Source organism: Desulfomicrobium escambiense DSM 10707 (assembly GCF_000428825.1).
GTDB lineage: Bacteria > Desulfobacterota > Desulfovibrionia > Desulfovibrionales > Desulfomicrobiaceae > Desulfomicrobium > Desulfomicrobium escambiense.
Window position 1 is genome coordinate 17960 of the sequence record NZ_AUAR01000002.1, and the last position, 20198, is coordinate 38157.

Consider the following 20198-nt stretch of genomic DNA (forward strand, 5'->3'; position numbering starts at 1 on the left):
GCTCAAGCCGGACAGGGCGGAGGCGGGAATGTTTCCGTTTCCGCCCTTCCGCTTACAACGCCACCCCGATCTCCTCGGGTGTCGGCATGGCGGGCATGTCCTCCACCCGGTCCTCGATCTGGAAACGCTCCTTGATGCGCGCCAGGGACACGAGCTGGCCCTGGCGGGCGGCGGGGGTGAGGAAGGACTTGAGCTTGACCTCGAGCACCCGCGGGTTCAGCTCGCTCTGGATGGCGCGTACGCCTTCGACGATGATCTTCTGCAGCAGCAGCTCGTGGTCCGTGACCTCACGGATGCGCGCCGCCATGGGCAGGAAGACGAAATTGGCCAGGAGCACGCCGTAGAGGGTCGAGGTCAGGGCGATGGGTATGGTCGACAGGACGACGCTCGTGTCGTTTACGCCCGAGAGCATGCCGATGAGGCCGACCACGCTCCCGGCCAGGCCGATGGCCGGGCAGACCTCGGCCAGCACCCGCAGCACGCGCTCGGATTCGTCGCGGCGCTGCTTGAAGAAGAACATTTCCGTGTTCAGGATGTCCGCGGTCTGCTCCCGGGAGTAGTTGTCCACGACGAAACCCAAGGCGCGGCGCAGGAACATGATGGACGTCTCGCGCTCGTCTTCGGCCAGGGTGTGCAGGCCCCGGATGCGGCTCTTGACCGAAAGGTCCACGAGAATCTCGACGATCTCCGCCGGCTCCTTCATCCGCGCCCGGTACGAGTTGCGCAGCACCCTGGCGACATACTGCAGCCGCTGCATGCGAAAGCTGGCGATGGCCACGCCAAGCGTCCCCCCGGCCACCACGAAGATGGCGGCCAGGTTGAAGTATTGGGCCACATTCCCGCTGATGGCGAATCCGGCGACGAAAACCGCACCACAGAGCACAAGACCAAAAAAGGATTTCCGATCCATCACCGCCCTCCCCCGGATGACGCCACCCAGCGCCGGAAACCGCCTTCGCCGCCTTCCACGGCCGAAGGCAGCGGGTCCGTCGGGATCTCGGCGCTGAGCACCAACTCGACCCGCCGACTGCGCTGCGCAGCGTCGCCTGCCTGCACAGGACGCTGGTCCCCGTAGGCGGTCACGAGAAGCCGTTCCGGAGGAAAGCCGGCGTCCGTGACCAGAAACATTGCCACCTCCATGGCCCTGGCCGAAGAAAGCCGCCACGGCGCGGCGAAGTCGCCGCCCGCTTCCCCCGGCGCGGCATGGCCGACCACGGCCATGGCGTGGGGCGCACTGCGCAAGATGGCGGCAAGTTCGAGCAGCGCACTTTTGACGTCGGGCCGCAGCGCAGCGCCGCCGGGTCCGAAGAGGAAATCCCCGGCCAGGGTCACGTGCAGGGACTTTTCGGGCACGAGCTGCACGGTCACGGCCCCGTCCAAGCGGGAGCGCTCGATCATGTCGCGGACGCGGTCATGGATGCGGCCCAACATGGACTCGACCGGCGGCGCGGGCAGGGGCAACTCCCCGCCCCCTTCGACCCGGACGGGCAGGTCCGTTACCGACTTAAACTGGATTTTCGGCGTCTGGAAGGCGTAGAGCGCGGCGAACATGATGAACATGGTCATCATCAGGTCCGACCAGCAGACGACCCATGCGGCCGCTTTGGGCCGGGGCTCGCGGGCAAAGATGTCAAACTGTTGACCAGCCAGGCTCCCGTCGCCCAAGCGCGGCTCCCAGCCTCCACCGGGCTGCCGCTCCGACTCGGGCCGCGCCAGCCGTGCCGAGATGTCTCGAATGTTCTCTGGTGTTGGTTCTCGCATGGATTCCTCCGCCCGGGACTGAGCCAAATCCATGCCAAACCTTCTCACCGAGAAAGACCCGCGAAATACGTTCCGGCTTGCGGGGACAGTTCAAAGCCTGTATGAATTGAACTAAACGTCAACCCCAACCTGGAGGAAACATGGCTATTGTTATCGATCACGATGAATGCATCGGCTGCGAAACCTGTGTCGAGCTTTGCCCGGAAGTCTTCGCCATGATGGACGGCGAGGAAAAGGCCATGGTCAAGGCCCCGGATTCCAACGCCGACTGCGTGCAGGACGCCATCGACGGTTGCCCGGTTTCGGCCATCAGCAAGGAATAACCCGGCTTTTCCTTCTCAAGGCAAAGGGGAGCGAGGCTCCCCTTTTTCATGTCCGCAACACATGCTTGCGCTTTATGCGGGTGAAATACCTGCAGACTGCGGGCCACTCAGGCCTTGAAAACTCTCCGCATGGCACAGGCCGTCCCGAACTGCGGCGACATTTCCGACACGCGCGTCCGCGCGGTCTTCCTGCCGCAAGCCGGCTAGTGCACGCCTTCGGGCATGTGCCCGCCGTGATCGGGACGGCGCAAGATCCACATGAAGACGGCCAGGCCGAAGAAGAGCATGGCCTGGACATGAAAGACGTCGACGTAGGCCATATAACCGGCCTGCTGCTGCATGGAACGGTAGATGAGACCCGCGGCCTCGATGGGGTCGAGGCCCATGTAGTGTTGCAGCGCGTCGCGGGCTTGGGTGAAGGCGGGGTCGTAGGGGGTGAGGTGCTCCACGAGATGGCTCTGGTGAATCTGGGCCCGCCTGGCCAGGAGCGTGGTCACGAAGGCCGTGCCGAAAGAGCCGCCGAGGTTGCGCAGCAGACTGAAGAGGGCCGAGGCGTTATTCATGCTCGCCCGCGAAAGGGAGGACATGGTCAGGAAGGACAGGGGCACGAAGAAGAAGGCGATGCCGATGGCCTGAATGTTGCGCCCCAAAATGGCCGTGCCGATGTCGATCTGCAGCGTGAAGTGCGACATGAAGACGAGCGACAGGCCCGAGACCGTCAACCCGAAGCAGAGCAAGAACCTGGCGTCGATCCGCTCCGTCATCTTGCCGACGAAAGGCAGCAGGACAAGCATGATGGCTCCGCTGGGGCCCAGCACCAGCCCCGCCAGATAGGACGTGTAGCCCATGAGATTCTGCAGGAACATGGGCAGCAGCACGATGGACCCGAAAAAGGCGAAAAACCCGAAGAACATGACCACGTTGCCCGCGGCGAAGTTGCGCTGGCGGAAGATGCGCAGGTCGACGATGGGGTTCGGGTGCCGCAATTCCCACCACACCAGGCTGATCAGGCAGACCGCGGCCACGACGCTCATGACGACGATGTGGTTCGAGGCGAACCAGTCGTCGCCCTGCCCCTTGTCCAGCACCACCTGCAGACAGCCCAGGCCCACGGACAACAGCGCCAGGCCCATGAAATCGACCGTTTCCCCCGATTCCCGGCGCTGCAGGTACGGCGGGTCGAAAATGAAGGCCCAGCACATCATCAGCGCGACGATGCCCAGGGGCACGTTGATGTAGAAAATCCAGATCCAGGAATAGTTGTCCGTGATGTATCCGCCCAGAAGCGGCCCGAGGATGGGGCCCAGGACCGCGCCCATGGCGAAGATGGCCATGGCCAGACCGCGTTGGCGCGGCGGGAAGGTTTCGAGCAGGATGGCCTGAGACATGGGCTGCAGCCCGCCGCCGCCGAGACCCTGGACGATGCGGAAGAAGACCAGGGCCTCCAGGCTCCTGGCCAGGCCGCACAACATGGACGCCACGGTGAAGACCGTGACCGAGGCCATGAGGTAGTTCTTGCGCCCCATGACCCTGGACAGCCAGCCGCTCATGGGGATGACCACGGCGTTGGCCACGAGATACGAGGTCAGGACCCACGTCACCTCGTCCTGCCCGGCGGACAGGGAGCCCTGGATATGCCCCAGGGCCACGTTGGCGATGGACGTGTCGAGGATCTCCAGGAGCGTCGGGATCATGACGCTCAGGGTCACCAGCCACTTGCCCGTGACGCGTTCGTCGGCCATGGCCTAATCCAGGTGGATGGTCGGGACGACGCTCATGCCCAGGCGCAACTGCTGCGTCCCGTTGACCGGGTCCAGGGCGATCTTGACCGGAATGCGCTGCACGACCTTGACGTAGTTGCCCATGGCGTTCTCGGGCGGGAACAGGGAGAAGACGGCGCCCGTGCCGGCCATGACCGATTCGACGCGCCCCGTGAACTCCCTTCCGGGAAAGGTGTCGACCTCCAGGTCGACCTTCTGTCCCGGACGCACCCTGGCCAACTGGGTCTCCTTGAAATTGGCCGTGACCCAAAGTTCGCCCGGGTCCAGAGGGACAAGGGCCATGAGGGGCTGGCCGGCGTCCACCAGCTGGCCGGCCTGGATCTTCTTTTTGGTGACGTGGCCCTTGGCCGGGGCCAGGATGCGGGTGTAGCCCAGATCGAGCTCCGCCTTGCGCACCCTCTCCCGGGCCAGTTCCACGCGGGCCTGCTGGGCCGCCACTTCGAGGTCCTTGATGTCGGCCACGTCATGCCCAGTCCGGGCCAGATCGATGTTGGCCTGCAGGCGGGCCACATTCTCGCCCAGGGACGCCAGGTTGCGCCCCGCGGCCTGGGCCCTGTCGCGGGCGGCTCCGGTCCGGGCGCGGGCGGCGTCGAGAGCCGTCTGCGCCTCATCCAGGGCCGATTGGGCGATGATCCCGCCGGCCCGCAATTCGGACAGGCGGGTAAAATTCAGTTCCGCGTTGCGCAGTTCGGCCTCGGCCTGCAACACCAGCTGTCCGGCCGCGGCCTCCTCCAGCCTTGCCTGGTCCAGGCTCTTCATCAGGCTTTCCAGCTGGGCCCGGGCTCCGGCGACCTGAAATTCCGTCTGGTTCTTCTGTAGGGGCACGCCCTTGCGCAAGGACGCCAGCTGCGCCTCGGCCGCGGCCAGATCGGCCCGGGCCTGGGCCACGGCCACCTCGTAGCCGACGGGGTCGAGGGTCAGCAGCGGCTGTCCCTCCTCCACCAGTTGGTTGTCCTCTACCAGGTCCTGCACGATGTAGCCGGCGACTCGCGGGGTGATCTGGTAGATGCGGCCGTCGACAAAGGCGTCGTCCGTGGACACCTTGCCCATGCCGCGAACGTACTGCACGAGCCCGAACCCGGCCACGAGGGCCAGGACGGCCAGAAGGATCATTCTCTTGCGGCCCGGCCTGGCGTTGGCCGGGCCCGCGTCATTGGCGGTGGTCATGGATTTCTCCTCCCGAAATTTGGAGCACAAGCGCGGTAAACCGTCCCGGCCGCCTTTGGCAAGCCCCCGCATCAACGGCCAGCGAGCCGACCCCAGTCCACCGGCACGCGCACGGTCTTTTCGGCCTTGTTGCGAAACAGCAGATGACCGTGGCGCAGCCCGTAGAGGAACAGGTCTCGGGTCACGGCCACGTCCTGGCGGCAGTAGGCGACGATGTCGTCGATGCGTCCCTCCTTCCACCAGGTCAGGGCCTGGGTGCCGCTGGCGCTCTTGGCCGCGCCGAGGGTCTCGCGGGAGAGGTGGTCCAAGGACAGGCGGTAGCCGAGGGTGGCGTGAATGTCCCCCAGGATGTCCAGGGTGGGCAGGGAGGCGAAGTCGAAACGGCTCAAGCCCCGCAGGACCGCGTAGTCGAAGCGCGCGATGTTGAAGCCGACCACCAGGTCGAACTCGACCAGATCGCCCACCAGCCGCGGCACGTCCTCCTGCAGGTAATCCCGGAAGGACTCCGTGCCGGAATCGTACACGACCACGCAGCTCACGCCCATGAGGTCCGCCCGGTGCCATCCCCCGACCTCCTGGGCCGATCTCCTGGTCTCCAGATCCAGCACCGCAAACCGAAACCCCTCCGGCAGCCTAGCCCCCTGCACACGCACATCCCCGCTATCTTCATCCCCCAACCCTACTGGGGGGGTCCGGGGGGCATCATGCCCCCCGGCCGCCGGAGGCATCTCCCCCACCCCGCCCACCGGCGCCGGACCGGCCATCACCCCCTCCAGCACCCGCAAGGCCGCGCCCTTGGCGATGGGCCTGTTCCCGGAGCCGCACTTGGGCGAGTGCACGCAGGAGGGACAGCCGTTTTCGCACCCGCAGTCGCGGATGACCTGCAAGGTCCTGTGCAGCAGGGTCTCGAAGGCGGCGTAGGCCTGGTCGGCCAGGCCGCAGCCGCCGGGCAACCCGTCGTAGATGAACACGGCCGCGCTGCCGACCTGGGGGTGAAAGGGGATGGAGATGCCGCCGAGGTCGCTGCGGTCGGTCATGACCAGAAGCGGCATCATGCCGATGGCGGCGTGCTCCAGGGCGTGGATGCCGCCCATGAAGTGGGCCATCTCCGCCTCGACCTGTCGCCGCACGGTCTCCGGGATGGCGATCCACACGCCGCGCGTGACGAAGACGAGGGGGTCCATGTCCAAGGGCACGGTGCCGAGGTTACGACCGCCGCGCACGCCGATGCGGTCGTAGCCCGTGACCTGGTCCGTGACCCGGAGCTCCCCGAGATAAACCATGGCCCCGAACACGGGTCGTGAGGCGTCGATGCGGATGATCTCCGTGGACTTCTCGTGCCGCACCCGCGTGTACCAGGAGACCTTGACCCGTCGGGCCCGGGCCATGCCGGTCTGCAGATCCAGGTCGGCGACGACGTAGGTCGCGCCGCGGTGCAGGTAGACGGCGCCGGGGTGGGTCTCGAACACGGCCCGGAAGCGGTCCACCAGGCCGATGCGCTCGCCGCTGTCCATGTCCAGGATGGCCAGGGTCGAGCCAGTGCCGCGCAGGGCCACGCCGCGGTGGGGCTGTCTGGCCGCGGAGAAGTACTCCTGGCCGTCGCGGCTCTGCAGCAGTTCACCTCTGCGAACGAGGCCGGCGACCAGAGCCGGGTTCTCCAGGGCCAGGGGATCGCTCTGGTGCAGGGACGCCTCGGCCGCGGCGCATTGGAGATGGCGGGCGGCGATGACGGGGTTGCCGGGGTTGATGACGGCCCGCTCGGGCGTCATGGCGAAGAACTCGTCGGGGTGGTGCATGAAATACTGGTCCAGGGCGTCCTCGTGGCCGATGAGGAAGGTCGCGGCTTCGCGCCCGCCGCGGCCGACACGTCCCGAACGCTGCAGGGTGGCCATGATGGAGCCGGGATAGCCGACCAGAATGCAGACATCGAGGCCGCCGATGTCGATGCCCAGTTCCAGGGCGCTGGTCGAGACCACGGCCAGCAGGTCGCCCGAGGAGAGCCGGGCCTCGATCTCGCGGCGTTCCTCGGGAAGAAAGCCGGCGCGGTAGGCGGAAATACGTTCCTGCTCGCCCGCCTCACGCTGGGACGTCCACAGGGCGATGAGTTCGGTCATGCGCCGGGACTTGCAGTAGACGATGGTCCGCAAGCCCAGGCGCATGGACTCCTGCAGCAGGCCGATGGCCTTGCGGGCGGCGCCGTCCACGCCGTTGATCAGGAGCATGTGCCTGGGCGGGGCTGCGGCCGTGCCCTCCAGGACGGCGGTCATGGGCAGGCCCGTCAGGCTTGCGGCCAGTTCCTCTGGGTTGGCGATGGTAGCGGACGAGCAGACGAAGGTCGGCGCGGCGCCATACAGACGGCAGATGCGCACCAGGCGGCGGAAGACCCAGGCCATGTGCGAGCCCATGACGCCGCGGTAGGTGTGCACCTCGTCCACGACCACGAAGCGGAGGTTCGCGAAGAACCCGGCCCAGCGCTCGTGACTCGGCAGGATGCCCAGATGGAGCATGTCCGGGTTGGTGAAGAGGATGTTCGGCGGGTTCTGCCGGATGCGGGTGCGCTGGGAGGACGGGGTGTCGCCGTCGTAGATGGCCGAGGTCGGCGTGGGGAAGAGGCTCGCGGCCAGGGCGTCCAGGGCCCGGCGCTGGTCCTGGGCCAGGGCCTTGAGGGGGAAGAGGTACAGCGCCCGCGCCGAGCGGTCGGCGTGACAGGCCTCGAGCACGGGCAGGTTGTAGATCAGGGACTTGCCGCTGGCCGTGGGCGTGGCCACCACGGCGTGGCGGCCCGAGCGCACCAGATCCGTGGCCCGGACCTGGTGCTCGTAGAGTTCGCCCACGCCCATGAGGTCGAGCCCCCGGCGCAGCGGGGCTGGCCAGGGACGCCCGGGCGTGCCGAAGCGCGGCTCTCGGCCCGGAAAGAAGCGCCGCCCGGCGATGTCCACGGACAGCCAGGGCGTCTGCTCCACCAGGGCCAGGAGATCCGCGACGGTGGCCTCGGTCATGCTCGCTCCGATGAGGACATCGGAAACCCTGGTTGGTGGAAAATTTCCTTCACCGTGGCATCACTTGCGTTCATCGAGGATAAAAGATGGATTCCCGCCTGCGCGGAAATGACGCATCGACAGGGCGACACGACGAGACATCATCCAGGGCTCGAGGAATAAAGCCGGATGGCCGCCCTGCCTCGGGGTCATTCCCGCGCAGGCGGGAATCCAGGCCTTTCGAGCCACGACCGCCCTTCTGTCCATACCGCGCCAGCATACTTCGAAACCTACAAGGCATCTCAGTTCTTGGCTGCGATCTTGTACTTCTTGAGCTTGTACTGCAGCAGGCTCTTGGACACGTCGAGCATCTCCGCCGTCTTGACCTGCACGAAGCCCGAATGGACCATGGCCCGGCGGATGAGCGCGGCCTCGATCTTCTCCAGGGTCTCGGACAGGTTGATCTTCAGCGGCAGGAGGTCCACGGCGCTCTTGAACTGCGTCTCCTCGTCACGCAGTTCCGGCGGCAGGTCCTCGACGTCGATGACGTCGCGGCTGGACAGGACCACGCACCGTTCGATGACGTTCTCCAGTTGGCGCACGTTGCCCGGCCACTCGTAGGCCGAGAGATAGTCGACGGCCCCAGGGGTGAAGCCGTGCACCACGCGGTTGTTCTCCAGGGAGAACTTGCGCAGGAAATGGCTGGCCAGGATGGGGATGTCCTCGCGCCGCTCGCGCAGGGGCGGCAGGTGGATGTTGACCACGTTCAGTCGGTAGAAAAGGTCCTCGCGAAACTTGCCGGCCGCGATCTCGTCCTGCAGGTTCTTGTTGGTGGCGGCCACCAGGCGGAAATCGACGGCGATGGTCTCGGTGCCGCCGACGCGCTCGATGACCCGCTCCTGCAGCACGCGCAGGAGCTTGACCTGCATCTCCAGGGAGAGTTCGCCGATTTCGTCCAGGAACAGGGTTCCACCCTGTGCCAGCTCGAAACGGCCGCGCTTCAGGGCCATGGCGCCGGTGAAGGAGCCCTTCTCGTGGCCGAAGAGCTCGCTTTCCAGCACGCCGGGGTTCAGGGACATGCAGTTGACGGACACGAAGGGCATGTCCTTGCGGTCCGAGGCGATGTGGATGGCGCGGGCCACCAGCTCCTTGCCCGTGCCGGACTCGCCGGTGATGAGCACGGTGCTGCGCGTCGGCGCCACCTTGCCGGCCAGGGCCAGCACGTCCTGGATGGCCTTGGAGTTGCCGATGATGGTCTCCTTGCCGAACTTCTCGGCCAGGCTCTCGCGCAACAGCCGGTTCTGGCGCTCGGCGTGGGACAGCTTCAGGGCCTTGCGCACCGAAAGCAGGATCTCGTCGTTGGCGAAGGGCTTGGTGATGTAGTCGAAAGCCCCGCTCTTCATGGCTTCCACGGCCCGGTCGATGGTGCCGAAGGCCGTCATGATCATGACCGGGATGTGCGAGTGGCGCTTGCGCACGGACTCCAGGACCTCCTGGCCGGTCATGCCGGGCATCTTCATGTCCGTGATGACCACGTCCACCTCGGACTCGTCGAGATAGGTCATGGCCATGACCGGATCGGACAGGGCCGTGACGGTGTAGCCCTCCTCCTGCAGGATGGCCTCCAGGATGAGCAGATAGTTCTTTTCGTCGTCGATGATGAGGATGTGATTACCCATGGGAATGTGTCCTAGCACGGCTCGGAAAAGACCACGAGGGCTTCCGCGCCTCCGTTCTCGCCGTTGCGCAGGGTCAGCTCCGCGCCGTGAATCTGGAATATGGAGTTGGTGATGGCCAGTCCCAGGCCTGTCCCCGTCTCCTTGGTCGTGAAGAAGGGTTCGATGTAGCGTTCGAGCTGCTTGGCGTCAAAGCCGGGCCCCGTGTCCCGGATCAGCACGCCGGTCTGGCCGTCGTGGCACACGGGCGCGATGCCGACCCGCCCGCCCCCGTCGCAGGCCTGAATGGCGTTGCTGATGAGATTGTAGAAGCCCCGGTACAAAAGGTCCCGGTCCCCCTGGACCATGTAGCCCGGAGGCAGCGTGCTCTCCACGCTGACGCCGTGCTCCTGCCCTTCCTGGGTCAGGAAGCCCACGGCATGGCGGATGACCTTCTCCAGATCCACGTCCTCCAGGGACGGCTGCCTGGGCCGCGCGTAGTCGAGGAAGTCGTTGACCGTCTGGCTCAGGCGCTTGGACTCGTGGAAGATGGCCTCCAGAATGCTCGCGTTGCCTCCGCCCTGGGCCTTTTCGCGCTTGAGGAGCAGCTCCGCGCTGCTGCGGATGATGCCTAGGGGGTTGCGGATCTCGTGGGCGATGCTGGCGACCATGCGTCCCATGGACGCGAGCTTCTCGTTCTGCTGCAGCTCCTTCTCCAGACGTTCCTTGTCCCGCAGGCGCTCGTCGAGCACGCGGTCGGCCTTGCGGATGAGAAAGAAGATCAGGGCGTAGAGGGCCGCCGAACCGAGGAAGGTGGTCAGGATGATGAGGCGCTGCAGGTGCAGGACGGTCTCGTAGTCGCTGGTGATGTCCTGGGTGAACTCGAGCACGCCCAGGAGCGGCCCGGGCTGGTCGCGAAAGCGCAGGTCCCGCTCGGCGCGCAGGGGATGGACCGTGCGCAGGACCACGTCCCCGGGCTGCAGGTCGAAGGCGAAAACGACATCCCATACGTTCAGGTTGTTCTGCAGCACGAAGCTGCGCTCGCCCTTCTCGATGGCCTCGCGCACCTCCTTGCCGCCCATGTCGGTATTGCCGATCTGGTTCGCGTCGGTGCTGTAGGCCACCTCGCTCTGCTCGTCGAAGATGCGCAGCTCGCGGACGTGGAAGGAATGGATGGTCGACTCGATGACCTGCTCCAGCCGCTCGTACTGGTCCTTGCGCTTGAGCTCCACCCGGCCGAAGCCGAGCACCACGGGCAGGGTGAAGCGGCGGTAGATCTGGTGGTTCAGGTTTTCGGCCAGGAGTTGGGCAAAGGCCGTGTTCTTCTTCAGCAGCGCCCTCTTGGCGTAGTTGGTCATGAATACCGACATGAGGCTGCTCGAACCCAGGATCAGCACCAGGGTGCTGATGGACAGGAACTTGACCAACTGAAAGGGATGGGCCGGATCGACGCGAAAGGGGTTGAGCTTCATGCTGTGGCCGGGTGCAAAATGTGGACGGGCGCGCTGCCCCGCACGGGGAGCGGGGCCGAAGCCCCGCGTGTTTCACCGACGATAGGGCCTAGGCCCTGCGCCGGTCAAGGCAGTAGCGGAGGAGGCCGCTGGTGGACGAGTCGTGCGTTGCCGCGCCCTTGCCCTGCAGCTCCGGCAGGATGACCCCGGCCAGCTGCTTGCCGAGTTCCACGCCCATCTGGTCGTAGGAGTTGACGCCCCACACGCTGCCCTGCACAAAGATCTTGTGCTCGTACATGGCGATGAGGCTGCCCAGGGCGCGCGGGGTCAGGCGGTCGTAGAGGATGGAGTTGGTCGGGCGGTTGCCGGGGAAGACCTTGTGTGGGGCCAGGGCCGCCCGCTTGTCCGGCGGCAGGGAGGACAGCTCCCTTTCGGCCTCCTCAAGGGTCCGCCCACGCATGAGGGCCTCGGTCTGAGCCAGGAAGTTGGCCAGCAGGATGGTGTGGTGCTCGCCGATGTCGTGCAGCGGGTTGACCGCGGCCAGGAAGTCGCAGGGCACCACGGTCGTGCCCTGATGCAGGAGCTGGTAGAAGGCGTGCTGGCCGTTGGTGCCGGGCTCGCCCCAGAGGATGGGACCGGTGGCGCAGGTCACGGGCTGGCCGCTCCGGGTCACGCCCTTGCCGTTACTTTCCATGTCGGCCTGCTGCATATAGGCGGGCAGCCTCGACAGGTACTGGTCGTAGGGCAGTATGGCGTGGGACTCGAAGCCCAGGAAGTTGCGGTACCACACGCCGAGCATGGCCAGCAGGACCGGGATGTTCCGCTCGAAGGGGGCCGTACGGAAGTGCTCGTCCATGTCCCGCGCCCCGGCCAGCAGCTCGCGGAAATTGTCCATGCCTACGGCCAGGGCGATGGACAGGCCGATGCAGGACCACAGGGAATAGCGCCCGCCGACCCAGTCCCAGAAGGCGAACATGTTGGCCGGGTCGATGCCGAAGGTCGTGACGGCCTTCTCGTTGGTCGACAGCGCCACGAAATGCCTGGCCACGTCGCCCTCCCCCGCCCCGGAGTCCAGAAACCAGGCGCGTGCCGTGTGGGCGTTGGTCAGGGTTTCCTGGGTGGTGAAGGTCTTGGAGGCGATGATGAAGAGGGTCGATTCCGGCCGCACCGACTCGAGCACGCGGGCGATGTGCGTGCCGTCGATGTTGGACACGAAATGAAAACGCATGTCCTTGTGCCGGTAGAAGCCCAGGGCCTCGGTGACCATGCAGGGGCCCAGGTCCGACCCGCCGATGCCGATGTTGACCACGTCGGTGATGCGCCCGCCCGTGTACCCCTTCCACTCCCCGGACCGCACGCGCCGCGTGAAGGCGTCCATCTGCCCGAGCACCGCGTGCACCTCGCCGACCACGTCGACGCCGTCAAGGATGAGGGGTTCATCGGCACGTCTGCGCAGGGCGGTGTGCAGCACGGCCCGGTTCTCGGTCGAGTTGATGCGCTCCCCGGCGAACATGGCCCGCATCCGTCCGGCCACATCGGCCTCGCGGGCCAGCTCCAGCAGGAGGGAGACGGTCTTCTCGGTGATCAGGTTCTTGGAATAGTCCAGGAAGATTCCGGCGCCAGAAACGGAAAACCGCTCGAAGCGCCCCGGGTCCCGATCAAAGAGCTCCCGCAGGTTCGGTACTTCGGACACATGGTCGGCAAGCGCTTTCCAGGGGGCGGTCTGATCGATCACGGGGCACCTCCGGTTATTTCTTCAGGTCGTGGAGCACCTGGCCGACCTTGTCCAGGCAGTCGGACAGGGTCTCGTCGTCCAGGGCGTAGGAAATGCGGATGCAACGGTCGTCGCCGAAAGCCGCGCCGGGGACTAGGGCCACGCCGGCCCTGTCCAGCAGCAGGCCGCACAGCGCGGTCGAATCCGGCACTTCGGGCGTGTAGTAGGCGTCCACCTGCGGGAACAGGTAAAAGGCGCCGGCCGGCTTGGGGCAGATCACGTCGCCCCAGGCCAGGACCTTGGCCAGGCCGAGGTCGCGGCGGCGCACGAAGGCCGCGAGCATGGGCGTTAGGCATTCCCAGCCGCCCGTCAGCGCGGCCAGGGCGGCCTTCTGGGCGATGGAGCAGATGTTGGAGGTGGACTGGCCCTGAATCTTGGTCATGGCCTTGATCAGATCGGCGTGGGCCAGGGTGTAGCCCACGCGCCAGCCGGTCATGGCGAAGCTCTTGGCCAGGCCGTTGACCACGGCGAAACTCTCGGGATGCCGCTGCCACCACGGCGCCAGGGAGGCGGGCTTGGCCGGGGCGTAGACCAGCTGGTCATAGATTTCGTCGGCGATGACGAAGATGCCCCTGTCCACGGCCCAGGCCGCGATGGCGTCGAGCTGCTCCTGCGTGTAATGGCAGCCCGTGGGGTTGGACGGGGTGTTCATGATCAGGCAGCGCGTGCGCGGCGTGCGGGCCGCCTCCAGCTGCTCCACGCTGACCAGGAAGTCGTTCTGCGGCTCCGTGGCGACGAAGACCGGCACGCCGTCTGCCAGCTGCACCAGGGCCGGATAGCTGACCCAGTAGGGGGCCGGGACGATGACCTCGTCGCCAGGGTCGAGGAGCACCTGGAACAGGTTGTAGAGGCTCTGCTTGCCGCCGTTGGTCACGACCACGTTGTCCATGGCCGCGTCCACGCCGTAGAATGTGCCGAAATACCCGGCCACGGCCGTGCGCAGTTCGGGGATGCCCGGTACCGGGGTATAGCGGGTGAAGCCCTGCTCCATGGCCTGACGCGCCGCTTCGCAGACGTGCTCGGGTGTGCGAAAGTCGGGCTCGCCGACGGCCAGGCTGACGATCTGCCGACCGGCGGCGCGCAACTCCTGGGCCTTGGTGTTGATGGTCAGGGTCGCGGAAGGCTTGATGCTGGTGATGCGTTGCGCCAGTTTCATGGTCGTCGGGTCTCCTCTTTGAGACGGATGATTGGGTTGGTGTTAGATTTCCGTTTTGGCGACGTGGTCTTCCACGGCGATCTCGAGTTCGGCCAGGGTAATGTCGGTCAGGCCCAGCAGTCCGGCTTCGCTGCACGTCACCAGGATCAGGCCGGGGTCCTGCCGCAGGCCGATGCCGAGCTTCATGCAGACGAGGTTGGACAGCCTGACAAGGACGAGCAGAAGGTTCGACGTGTCGTAGTCCTGGCGGTGATGGTCGCGGCAGACCACGCAGTAGGGCTCCGGCAGATTCCATTTTTCGAGCAGCAGGAAGCCGCATTCGGGGTGCATGGCGTCAACGAACTCATCGGCCGCCGTCCTGGTGATGCGGGGGGCGCCTCGGTCCTTCTCGCCGACGGAGACCAGGGCCTTGAGCACCAGGAGTTTTCCCACGTCGTGGATAAGCCCGGCGATGAAGGCTTCGGGCGCGAGGTCCTCGTAGCCGCAGCGCTTGGCCAGCCACTGGGCGCCGAAGGCGCAGGCCACGGAGTGCCTCCAGAGGGTGCTGGTGTACTGCTGCACGAAGGGATTGCGCGACGCGTAGTTCTTGCGCTGCGTGGCCATCATGACGCAGTTGACCACCTCCCGCAGGCCGATGCGGACCACGGCGTCCTGGATGCGGCTGATCTTCTTGATGCCGCGGAAAAACGAGGAGTTGGCGACCTTGAGGACCTCGGCCACCAGCACCTGGTCCTGGATGATGAGGTTCACGACCTTGTCCGTGTCCGGGTCCTCCCTGGACGCCTCCTGATGGACGAGCAGCGCCGTGCGATCGAAAACGGGGAGGTCGCTCCCCGGCTCGTCCAGGAATTCCCGGACGCGGTCGTGAATGGATGCTATTTCGAACATTTACGCTCCGAGTATGCGGCGCAGCTCGACCAGGGGCCGAGGCTTGTGCACGCGCGGCAGGGTCCGCAGGATTTCGTCCACGGTGGTGATCCCGAGAGCGGCCTTGGTGATGCCGTCTTCGAGCAGGGAGACCAGGCCGGCCTTCTCCAGGCTGATCTCCCGGAGTTCATGGGTTGTCCTGCGCTGCAGGACCGCGTCGCGGATGAATACTTCGGGGATGAGCATTTCGTACACGGCGAGCCGGCCCTTGTAGCCGCTGTGCCGGCAGGCGGCGCACCCCCGGCCCTTGCGGAACTCCGCCCCGGCCAGGTCGCCGTATGTGCACCCGATGCGCCTGAGCTGGCTCAGGTCGGGCTGATAGGGCACGGCGCAGTGCGGGCAGACCTTGCGCACGAGACGCTGCGCCAGAACGCAGGACAGGGTCGAGGACACCAGAAATGGCTCGATGTCCATATCAAGCAAGCGCACCAAGGCTCCGATGCTGTCCTCGGTATGGAAGGTCGTCAGGACCTTGTGGCCGGTCAGGGCGGTCTGGATGCACATGACGGCCGAAAAATGGTCGCGGACCTCGCCGATGACCACGATGTCCGGGTCCTGGCGGACAATGTGCTTGAGGGTCTCCTCGAAGGTCAGGCCGATGGAGGGCATGATGGAGCACTGGCCGATGCCGCGCACCTTGTACTCCACGGGGTCTTCGGCCGTGATGATGCTCACGTCGGGGCGGTTCAGGTAGTTGATGCAGCTGTAGACCGTCGTCGACTTGCCCGAGCCCGTGGGGCCCGTGACCATGATCACGCCCGAAGGCGCGTCGAGGGCCTCCTCCATGAAACGGTTCAGCATGCCCGGCAGCATGCCCAGCTCGTGCATGGGCAGGAGTTCCTCCTGGCTCTTGAGCAGGCGCATGACGATCTGTTCGCCGTAGACCGTGACGTAGAAGGACATGCGCAGGTCGATCTGCACGCCCATATGGTTGAAGATGAGCCGGCCGTCCTGGTGGCGGCGCTTTTCGGCGATGTCGGCGCCGCACATGATCTTGAAGCGGCTGACCAGGGACGCGACCACGCCGATGGGGTAATCGCGGAAATTGACCATGACCCCGTCGACGCGGAAGCGCACGCGCAGACGGTCGGACATGGGCTCGACGTGGATGTCGCTGGCTCCGCGCTTGAAGGCGGCCAGCACGATGGTGTTGGCGATTTCGACGACGTTGAGGCGTCCCTGGTCCGAGGCCGCGCCCAGGCGCAGCTCTTCCTTGCGCTTGGCCAGGATCTCGTCGAGCTGGCTGACCCGGGTGATGCACACGACGATGTTCTTGCCGAAATAGTCCCGCGCCGCGTCCAGGCTGCGCGGGTCCAGAGGATCGACAAAGGCGATGCGGATGGAGCCGTCCGTCTGCATGTCGTAGGGCACGAAGCGGTACTGCTCGTAATACTCCACCGGCCCGCGCCCGAGCAGGCCGGGGTCGGGCTCCTTGGCCGTCAGCTCCAAAACCGGCAGCCCGAGCTGCAGGGCCAGGATTTCCGTCAGCTTGTCGTCGGCCAGAAATTTATGTTGGATGAGAATGTCGCCGAGCTTCTGCTGGCGCCCCTCCTGGGCCTGCAAGGCCAAGGCGCGGTCCAGTTCCTCGTCGGTCAGATAGCCGAGCCCGCCCAGCAGGTCGCCGATGCGCAGCTCGCCCTGGTTGCGGCGGATGGTCTGGCGCATCTGCTCGTCCGTGACATAGCCGAGCTCGAGCACCACTTCGGACAACGGCTTGGCCATATGCAGCCTGGAGGCCACGCGTCGCGCATAGTCCGCCTGTTGCTCGCTCAGGAACCCTTCGCGGACAAGAAGCGAGATGATGGGGTTGAAAGCCTGTCCGTTGCCGTTATCCAGATTCATGTCCGCCGCCCGTCACGCTCCCGGCGCTTCAGCGTAAAAGGTAGAAACCCAGTTCCTTGTCGTATTCGCTTTTGGAGAATCGCACTCCGACGGCGGTCTCCCTGATATTGCGCACCTCACCACGCCTCTGTATCAGATCGTGCGGAGGACGGTCCAACCGAAACTGCACCGTGAGGGCGTCGCCGACTTCAAGCTCGGCCGGGCTCTCGCCTGTACCGCCCTCGGCGGTAAAGGACAGGCCGCTCATGGACAGGTCGTTGACGCGAATCTCCAGAAGCTCCTCGGTCCTGTGCACATGGCACCAGCCGGACAGGGCAACCGGTCGGCGATAATACGCACGGAATTCGATGAGAACGGGAACACTCACGCCGCAACGGCACTTGATCTTGATGCGGCTGTCTTTCTCGCGGTAGCTGGAAGCATCGAAGGCCGTTTTGAACCCGCACTCCGGACACTGGAAAACAGCCTTTCCCTGCTTGTCGGCATATACTTTGTCCATGGCCTCCCCTTGTTCCCGTCTTCGCAGTCAACCCGGCCGAAATGTGACAGATATATGAACATGCTACGGTCTGAACTCCAGCATGTAAAGGCCGGCCGCCTTGCGCCCGCATCGCAAAAAAACCCCGACCTGGCGACAGATCAGGGTTTTCGGATGAGCAGGCGCCGGATGTCCTCCAGCTCGCGCCGGATGGCTTCCAGCGGGACATGAACCGCCTCGGCGCCCTCCAGCTTCTGCCGGGCGCCCTTGATGGTCAGCTTCTCAACGTAGAGCAGGTGGCGGATCTTCTCCAGCAGGCGGACATGCTCCTCGGTGTAATACCGCTGGCCCTTGGTCGTCCGGGCGGCCTGGAGCTGGGGGAACTCCTCCTCCCAGAAGCGCAGCACATAGGGCTCGACGCCAAGATGTCTGGCGACCTGGCCGATGCGCAGGCGTTTTTCCGCGGCGGGCGTTACGGGTCTGAGCACGTTCCCTCCTGGCCGCAGGGCCTGTCAGGAAAAGCGGACAGGCAGCTTTGCGACCAGATGCTGGCCGATGCGTTGGTTGATTTTCTCCACTTCCTTGTCCTTCAGGGTCCGCTCCGGGTGGCGGAAAACGAACCGATAGGACAGGTTGCGCTCCTCGCTCCCCGCGGGAGTGAAGATGTCCACAAGGTAGACGTCCTCGAGCAGGGGCTCGTTCATTGCCTTGACCGTATCAACTACCGCGCCGATTGCAAGGCCTGGCGCCGCGACGAGAGTCATGTCGCGACGCACGACCGGGAATCTCGGGATGGCCCGGAACGCGGCGCTGCGGCGCAGGCTCATGAGCAAATCGAGATCAAGGTCCGCGAACCAGACCTCGCCCCTGGCCTGATAGGCGTCGGCCAGGTCCTCGCGGATCCGTCCGAGCCGGCCGACGGTCGTTTCGCCCGTCCGGACCAGCACCTCCGGCGCCAGATAGGGATGCTCGCCGCCGCGCTCGAAGGCGGCCGCGCCCACGCCAAGGCTCATGAGCAGGTGCTCCACCAGGCCCTTCACGTCCTCGTAGCCCAGGCCCCCTTCGGGATACGGGTAACGGGCCGGGAAACGGCCGCCGTGCAGCAGGATGGCCAGGCGATTGTTCTCGCGGGTCAGGGTGTCGCTGTCCGGGTCCTGGACAAAGGTGTGGGCCACCTCGAAGATGCGGATGCGCGTATTGTCCTGGCTCATGTTCTGGCGCAGGGAGCCCAGCAGCCCCGGGGCCAGTTCCGTGCGCAGGACGTTCATCTCCTCGCTCAAGGGGTTGAAGATGTGCACGCGTCCCTCGGCCGGCAAGCCGCAGCGGTCCAGGTCGGCCGTGCCGACGAAGCTGTAGTTGACGACCTCGGCCAGGCCGATGCCGCGTCCCCACTCCTTGACCTGGTTCAGGAAGGCAAACGTCGGGTCGGCCTTGTCCAGGTCCCGGAGGCTCTTCTTGACCGTGGGCAGCACGGCTTCGATGCGGTCCATGCCGTAGACGCGGGCCACCTCCTCGATGAGGTCCACCTCACGCTCCAGGTCCAGGCGGAAGGACGGGGCCGTGACCTTCCACGGTTCGCCCTCGTCGATGGCGCAGCCCAGGCTGGCCAGGGTCTCGCGGCAGAAGCCCGGAGCCATGTCCACGCCCAGAAGTTTCGTGGCCTTGGCCGGGGAGAAATTGATGACGCGCGCCGCATAGGGACTGGGCTCGGCCTTGGCCACGCCTGGGGCCACGACGCCGCCCGAGACCGCGGCCATGAGCGCGGCCGCGCGGTTCATGGCGTGGGTGTTGCCAATCTGGTCCACCCCGCGCTCGAAACGGTAGGAGGCGTCGCTGGACAGGCCCAGCCTGCGGGCCGTCTTGCGGATGGAGGCCGGGTCGAAGACCGCGCTCTCCAGCAGGACCGTGGTGCTGCCGTCGCCGATCTCGGAGTTGGCCCCGCCCATGACCCCGGCCAGCGCCACCGGGCGCTCGTCGTCCCAGATGAGCAGGTCGCGGCCCGTAAGCAGGCGCTCCTGGCCGTCGAGGGTTATCAGGCGCATGCCGTCCTCGGCCAGGCCGACGCGGATGCGGGCGCCGCGCAGCAGGTCGCGGTCAAAGGCGTGCAGGGGCTGGCCGCACTCCATCATGACGTAGTTGGTCACGTCGACGATGTTGTTGATGGGCCGCAGGCCCACGGCGATGAGCCGGTAGCGCAGCCAGGCCGGGCTCGGCCCGATCTTCACGCCGCGGATGAGCCGGGCCTGGTACAGGGGGCACAGGGCCGGGTCGGGTTCGATGCGGAAATTCTCGAAGGCGTCGCCGCCCTCGGTCAGCTCCGTCTGCGGCACGGACAGGGGCAGGCCGAAGGCGGCCGCCACTTCGCGGGCCAGGCCGAGAACCGAGAGGCAGTCGGCGCGGTTGGGCGTGATGCTCACGTCGAGAACGGTCCGGTCCAGGCCCAGGGCCTCGCAGATGGGCGTGCCCACGGCCAGGTCGGCGTCCAGGACCATGATGCCATCATGGTTCTCGCCCAGGCCCATCTCGCGCTCGGAGCAGATCATGCCGCACGAGGTCTGGCCGCGCAGCTTGGCCTTCTTGATCTCCAGGCCGCCGGGCATGATCGTGCCCACGGGCGCAACGGGCACCTTCTGGCCCGCTGCCACGTTGGGCGCGCCGCAGACGATGTCGAGCAGTTCGCCCGTTCCGATGTCGACCCTGCAGACCGAGAGGTGGTCAGAGGAAGGATGCGCCGCGCACTCGGCGACAAAGCCGACCACGATCTTCTCCAGGGCGGCGAAGGGGTGGCCGATCTCCTCGACCTCGAGGCCGAGCATGGTCAGCCGGTCGGCCAGCGTTTGGGCGTCGCCCGTGTAGGGCACGAATTCCCGCAACCAGTTGAGACTCAAAAGCATGGTGAAACCCT

At 66.0% G+C, this 20198-nt stretch carries 15 protein-coding genes; 1 reads left to right on the top strand and 14 read right to left on the bottom strand.

All coding sequences use genetic code 11. From position 1 onward, the window contains the following. Positions 1-52 precede the first annotated feature (52 nt). Positions 53-910: a motility protein A gene (locus tag G394_RS0101910; protein ID WP_028576198.1), complete on the bottom strand. Its 858-nt coding sequence runs from the start codon at positions 908-910 to the stop codon at positions 53-55. Next, complete coding sequence (locus tag G394_RS0101915) at positions 910-1761, bottom strand: OmpA/MotB family protein (RefSeq protein ID WP_169725518.1); 852 nt, start codon at positions 1759-1761, stop codon at positions 910-912. Before G394_RS0101915 ends, G394_RS0101910 begins: the two co-directional genes overlap by 1 nt. 140 nt (positions 1762-1901) lie before the next feature. Here G394_RS0101915 and G394_RS0101920 point away from each other — a divergent pair, with 140 nt between their 5' ends. Further along, positions 1902-2084: a ferredoxin gene (locus tag G394_RS0101920; protein WP_028576200.1), complete on the top strand. Its 183-nt coding sequence runs from the start codon at positions 1902-1904 to the stop codon at positions 2082-2084. A gap of 203 nt (positions 2085-2287) precedes the next feature. Here the strand turns inward: G394_RS0101920 and G394_RS0101925 are convergent, their stop codons facing one another. The 12 genes from G394_RS0101925 to pheT form a co-directional block, all read right to left on the bottom strand. Beyond that, on the bottom strand, positions 2288-3826 hold the full coding sequence (locus G394_RS0101925; protein WP_028576201.1) for a DHA2 family efflux MFS transporter permease subunit: 1539 nt from the start codon (positions 3824-3826) through the stop codon (positions 2288-2290). Positions 3827-3829: 3 nt separating this feature from the next. Next, positions 3830-5032 (bottom strand): HlyD family secretion protein, encoded by a 1203-nt coding sequence (locus G394_RS0101930; protein WP_028576202.1) that lies wholly within the window; start codon positions 5030-5032, stop codon positions 3830-3832. A gap of 71 nt (positions 5033-5103) precedes the next feature. Further along, on the bottom strand, positions 5104-8031 hold the full coding sequence (locus tag G394_RS0101935) for a DEAD/DEAH box helicase (protein ID WP_028576203.1): 2928 nt from the start codon (positions 8029-8031) through the stop codon (positions 5104-5106). Between the two features lie 281 nt (positions 8032-8312). Next, entirely contained in the window at positions 8313-9689 is a 1377-nt protein-coding gene (locus G394_RS0101940) for a sigma-54-dependent transcriptional regulator (protein ID WP_028576204.1), read from the bottom strand. A gap of 11 nt (positions 9690-9700) precedes the next feature. Next, the gene (locus tag G394_RS0101945) at positions 9701-11137 is read right to left on the bottom strand and encodes an ATP-binding protein (RefSeq protein WP_028576205.1); all 1437 of its coding nucleotides are present in this window, start codon (positions 11135-11137) and stop codon (positions 9701-9703) included. 88 nt (positions 11138-11225) lie between these two features. Next, positions 11226-12851 (bottom strand): glucose-6-phosphate isomerase, encoded by a 1626-nt coding sequence (pgi, locus tag G394_RS0101950; RefSeq protein WP_028576206.1) that lies wholly within the window; start codon positions 12849-12851, stop codon positions 11226-11228. A gap of 13 nt (positions 12852-12864) precedes the next feature. Continuing rightward, entirely contained in the window at positions 12865-14046 is a 1182-nt protein-coding gene (locus G394_RS0101955; protein ID WP_028576207.1) for a pyridoxal phosphate-dependent aminotransferase, read from the bottom strand. 42 nt (positions 14047-14088) lie between these two features. Further along, on the bottom strand, positions 14089-14934 hold the full coding sequence (locus G394_RS0101960) for an HDOD domain-containing protein (RefSeq protein WP_028576208.1): 846 nt from the start codon (positions 14932-14934) through the stop codon (positions 14089-14091). Beyond that, positions 14935-16815, bottom strand: coding sequence for a GspE/PulE family protein (locus G394_RS0101965; RefSeq protein ID WP_028576209.1), 1881 nt, complete (start codon positions 16813-16815; stop codon positions 14935-14937). Between the two features lie 28 nt (positions 16816-16843). Next, positions 16844-17314: a PilZ domain-containing protein gene (locus tag G394_RS0101970; protein ID WP_028576210.1), complete on the bottom strand. Its 471-nt coding sequence runs from the start codon at positions 17312-17314 to the stop codon at positions 16844-16846. Positions 17315-17454: 140 nt separating this feature from the next. Beyond that, complete coding sequence (locus G394_RS0101975) at positions 17455-17781, bottom strand: MerR family transcriptional regulator (protein WP_028576211.1); 327 nt, start codon at positions 17779-17781, stop codon at positions 17455-17457. 24 nt (positions 17782-17805) lie between these two features. Further along, complete coding sequence (gene pheT / locus G394_RS0101980; protein ID WP_028576212.1) at positions 17806-20187, bottom strand: phenylalanine--tRNA ligase subunit beta; 2382 nt, start codon at positions 20185-20187, stop codon at positions 17806-17808. Between the last annotated feature and the right edge of the window lie 11 nt (positions 20188-20198).

Bases quoted from the DNA above. Each gene is read 5' to 3' on its own strand.
- G394_RS0101910 (WP_028576198.1), bottom strand. From the start codon at position 910: ATGGATCGGAAATCCTTTTTTGGTCTTGTGCTCTGTGGTGCGGTTTTC.
- G394_RS0101915 (WP_169725518.1), bottom strand. From the start codon at position 1,761: ATGCGAGAACCAACACCAGAGAACATTCGAGACATCTCGGCACGGCTG.
- G394_RS0101920 (WP_028576200.1), top strand. From the start codon at position 1,902: ATGGCTATTGTTATCGATCACGATGAATGCATCGGCTGCGAAACCTGT.
- G394_RS0101925 (WP_028576201.1), bottom strand. From the start codon at position 3,826: ATGGCCGACGAACGCGTCACGGGCAAGTGGCTGGTGACCCTGAGCGTC.
- G394_RS0101930 (WP_028576202.1), bottom strand. From the start codon at position 5,032: ATGACCACCGCCAATGACGCGGGCCCGGCCAACGCCAGGCCGGGCCGC.
- G394_RS0101935 (WP_028576203.1), bottom strand. From the start codon at position 8,031: ATGACCGAGGCCACCGTCGCGGATCTCCTGGCCCTGGTGGAGCAGACG.
- G394_RS0101940 (WP_028576204.1), bottom strand. From the start codon at position 9,689: ATGGGTAATCACATCCTCATCATCGACGACGAAAAGAACTATCTGCTC.
- G394_RS0101945 (WP_028576205.1), bottom strand. From the start codon at position 11,137: ATGAAGCTCAACCCCTTTCGCGTCGATCCGGCCCATCCCTTTCAGTTG.
- G394_RS0101955 (WP_028576207.1), bottom strand. From the start codon at position 14,046: ATGAAACTGGCGCAACGCATCACCAGCATCAAGCCTTCCGCGACCCTG.
- G394_RS0101960 (WP_028576208.1), bottom strand. From the start codon at position 14,934: ATGTTCGAAATAGCATCCATTCACGACCGCGTCCGGGAATTCCTGGAC.
- G394_RS0101965 (WP_028576209.1), bottom strand. From the start codon at position 16,815: ATGAATCTGGATAACGGCAACGGACAGGCTTTCAACCCCATCATCTCG.
- G394_RS0101970 (WP_028576210.1), bottom strand. From the start codon at position 17,314: ATGGACAAAGTATATGCCGACAAGCAGGGAAAGGCTGTTTTCCAGTGT.
- pheT (WP_028576212.1), bottom strand. From the start codon at position 20,187: ATGCTTTTGAGTCTCAACTGGTTGCGGGAATTCGTGCCCTACACGGGC.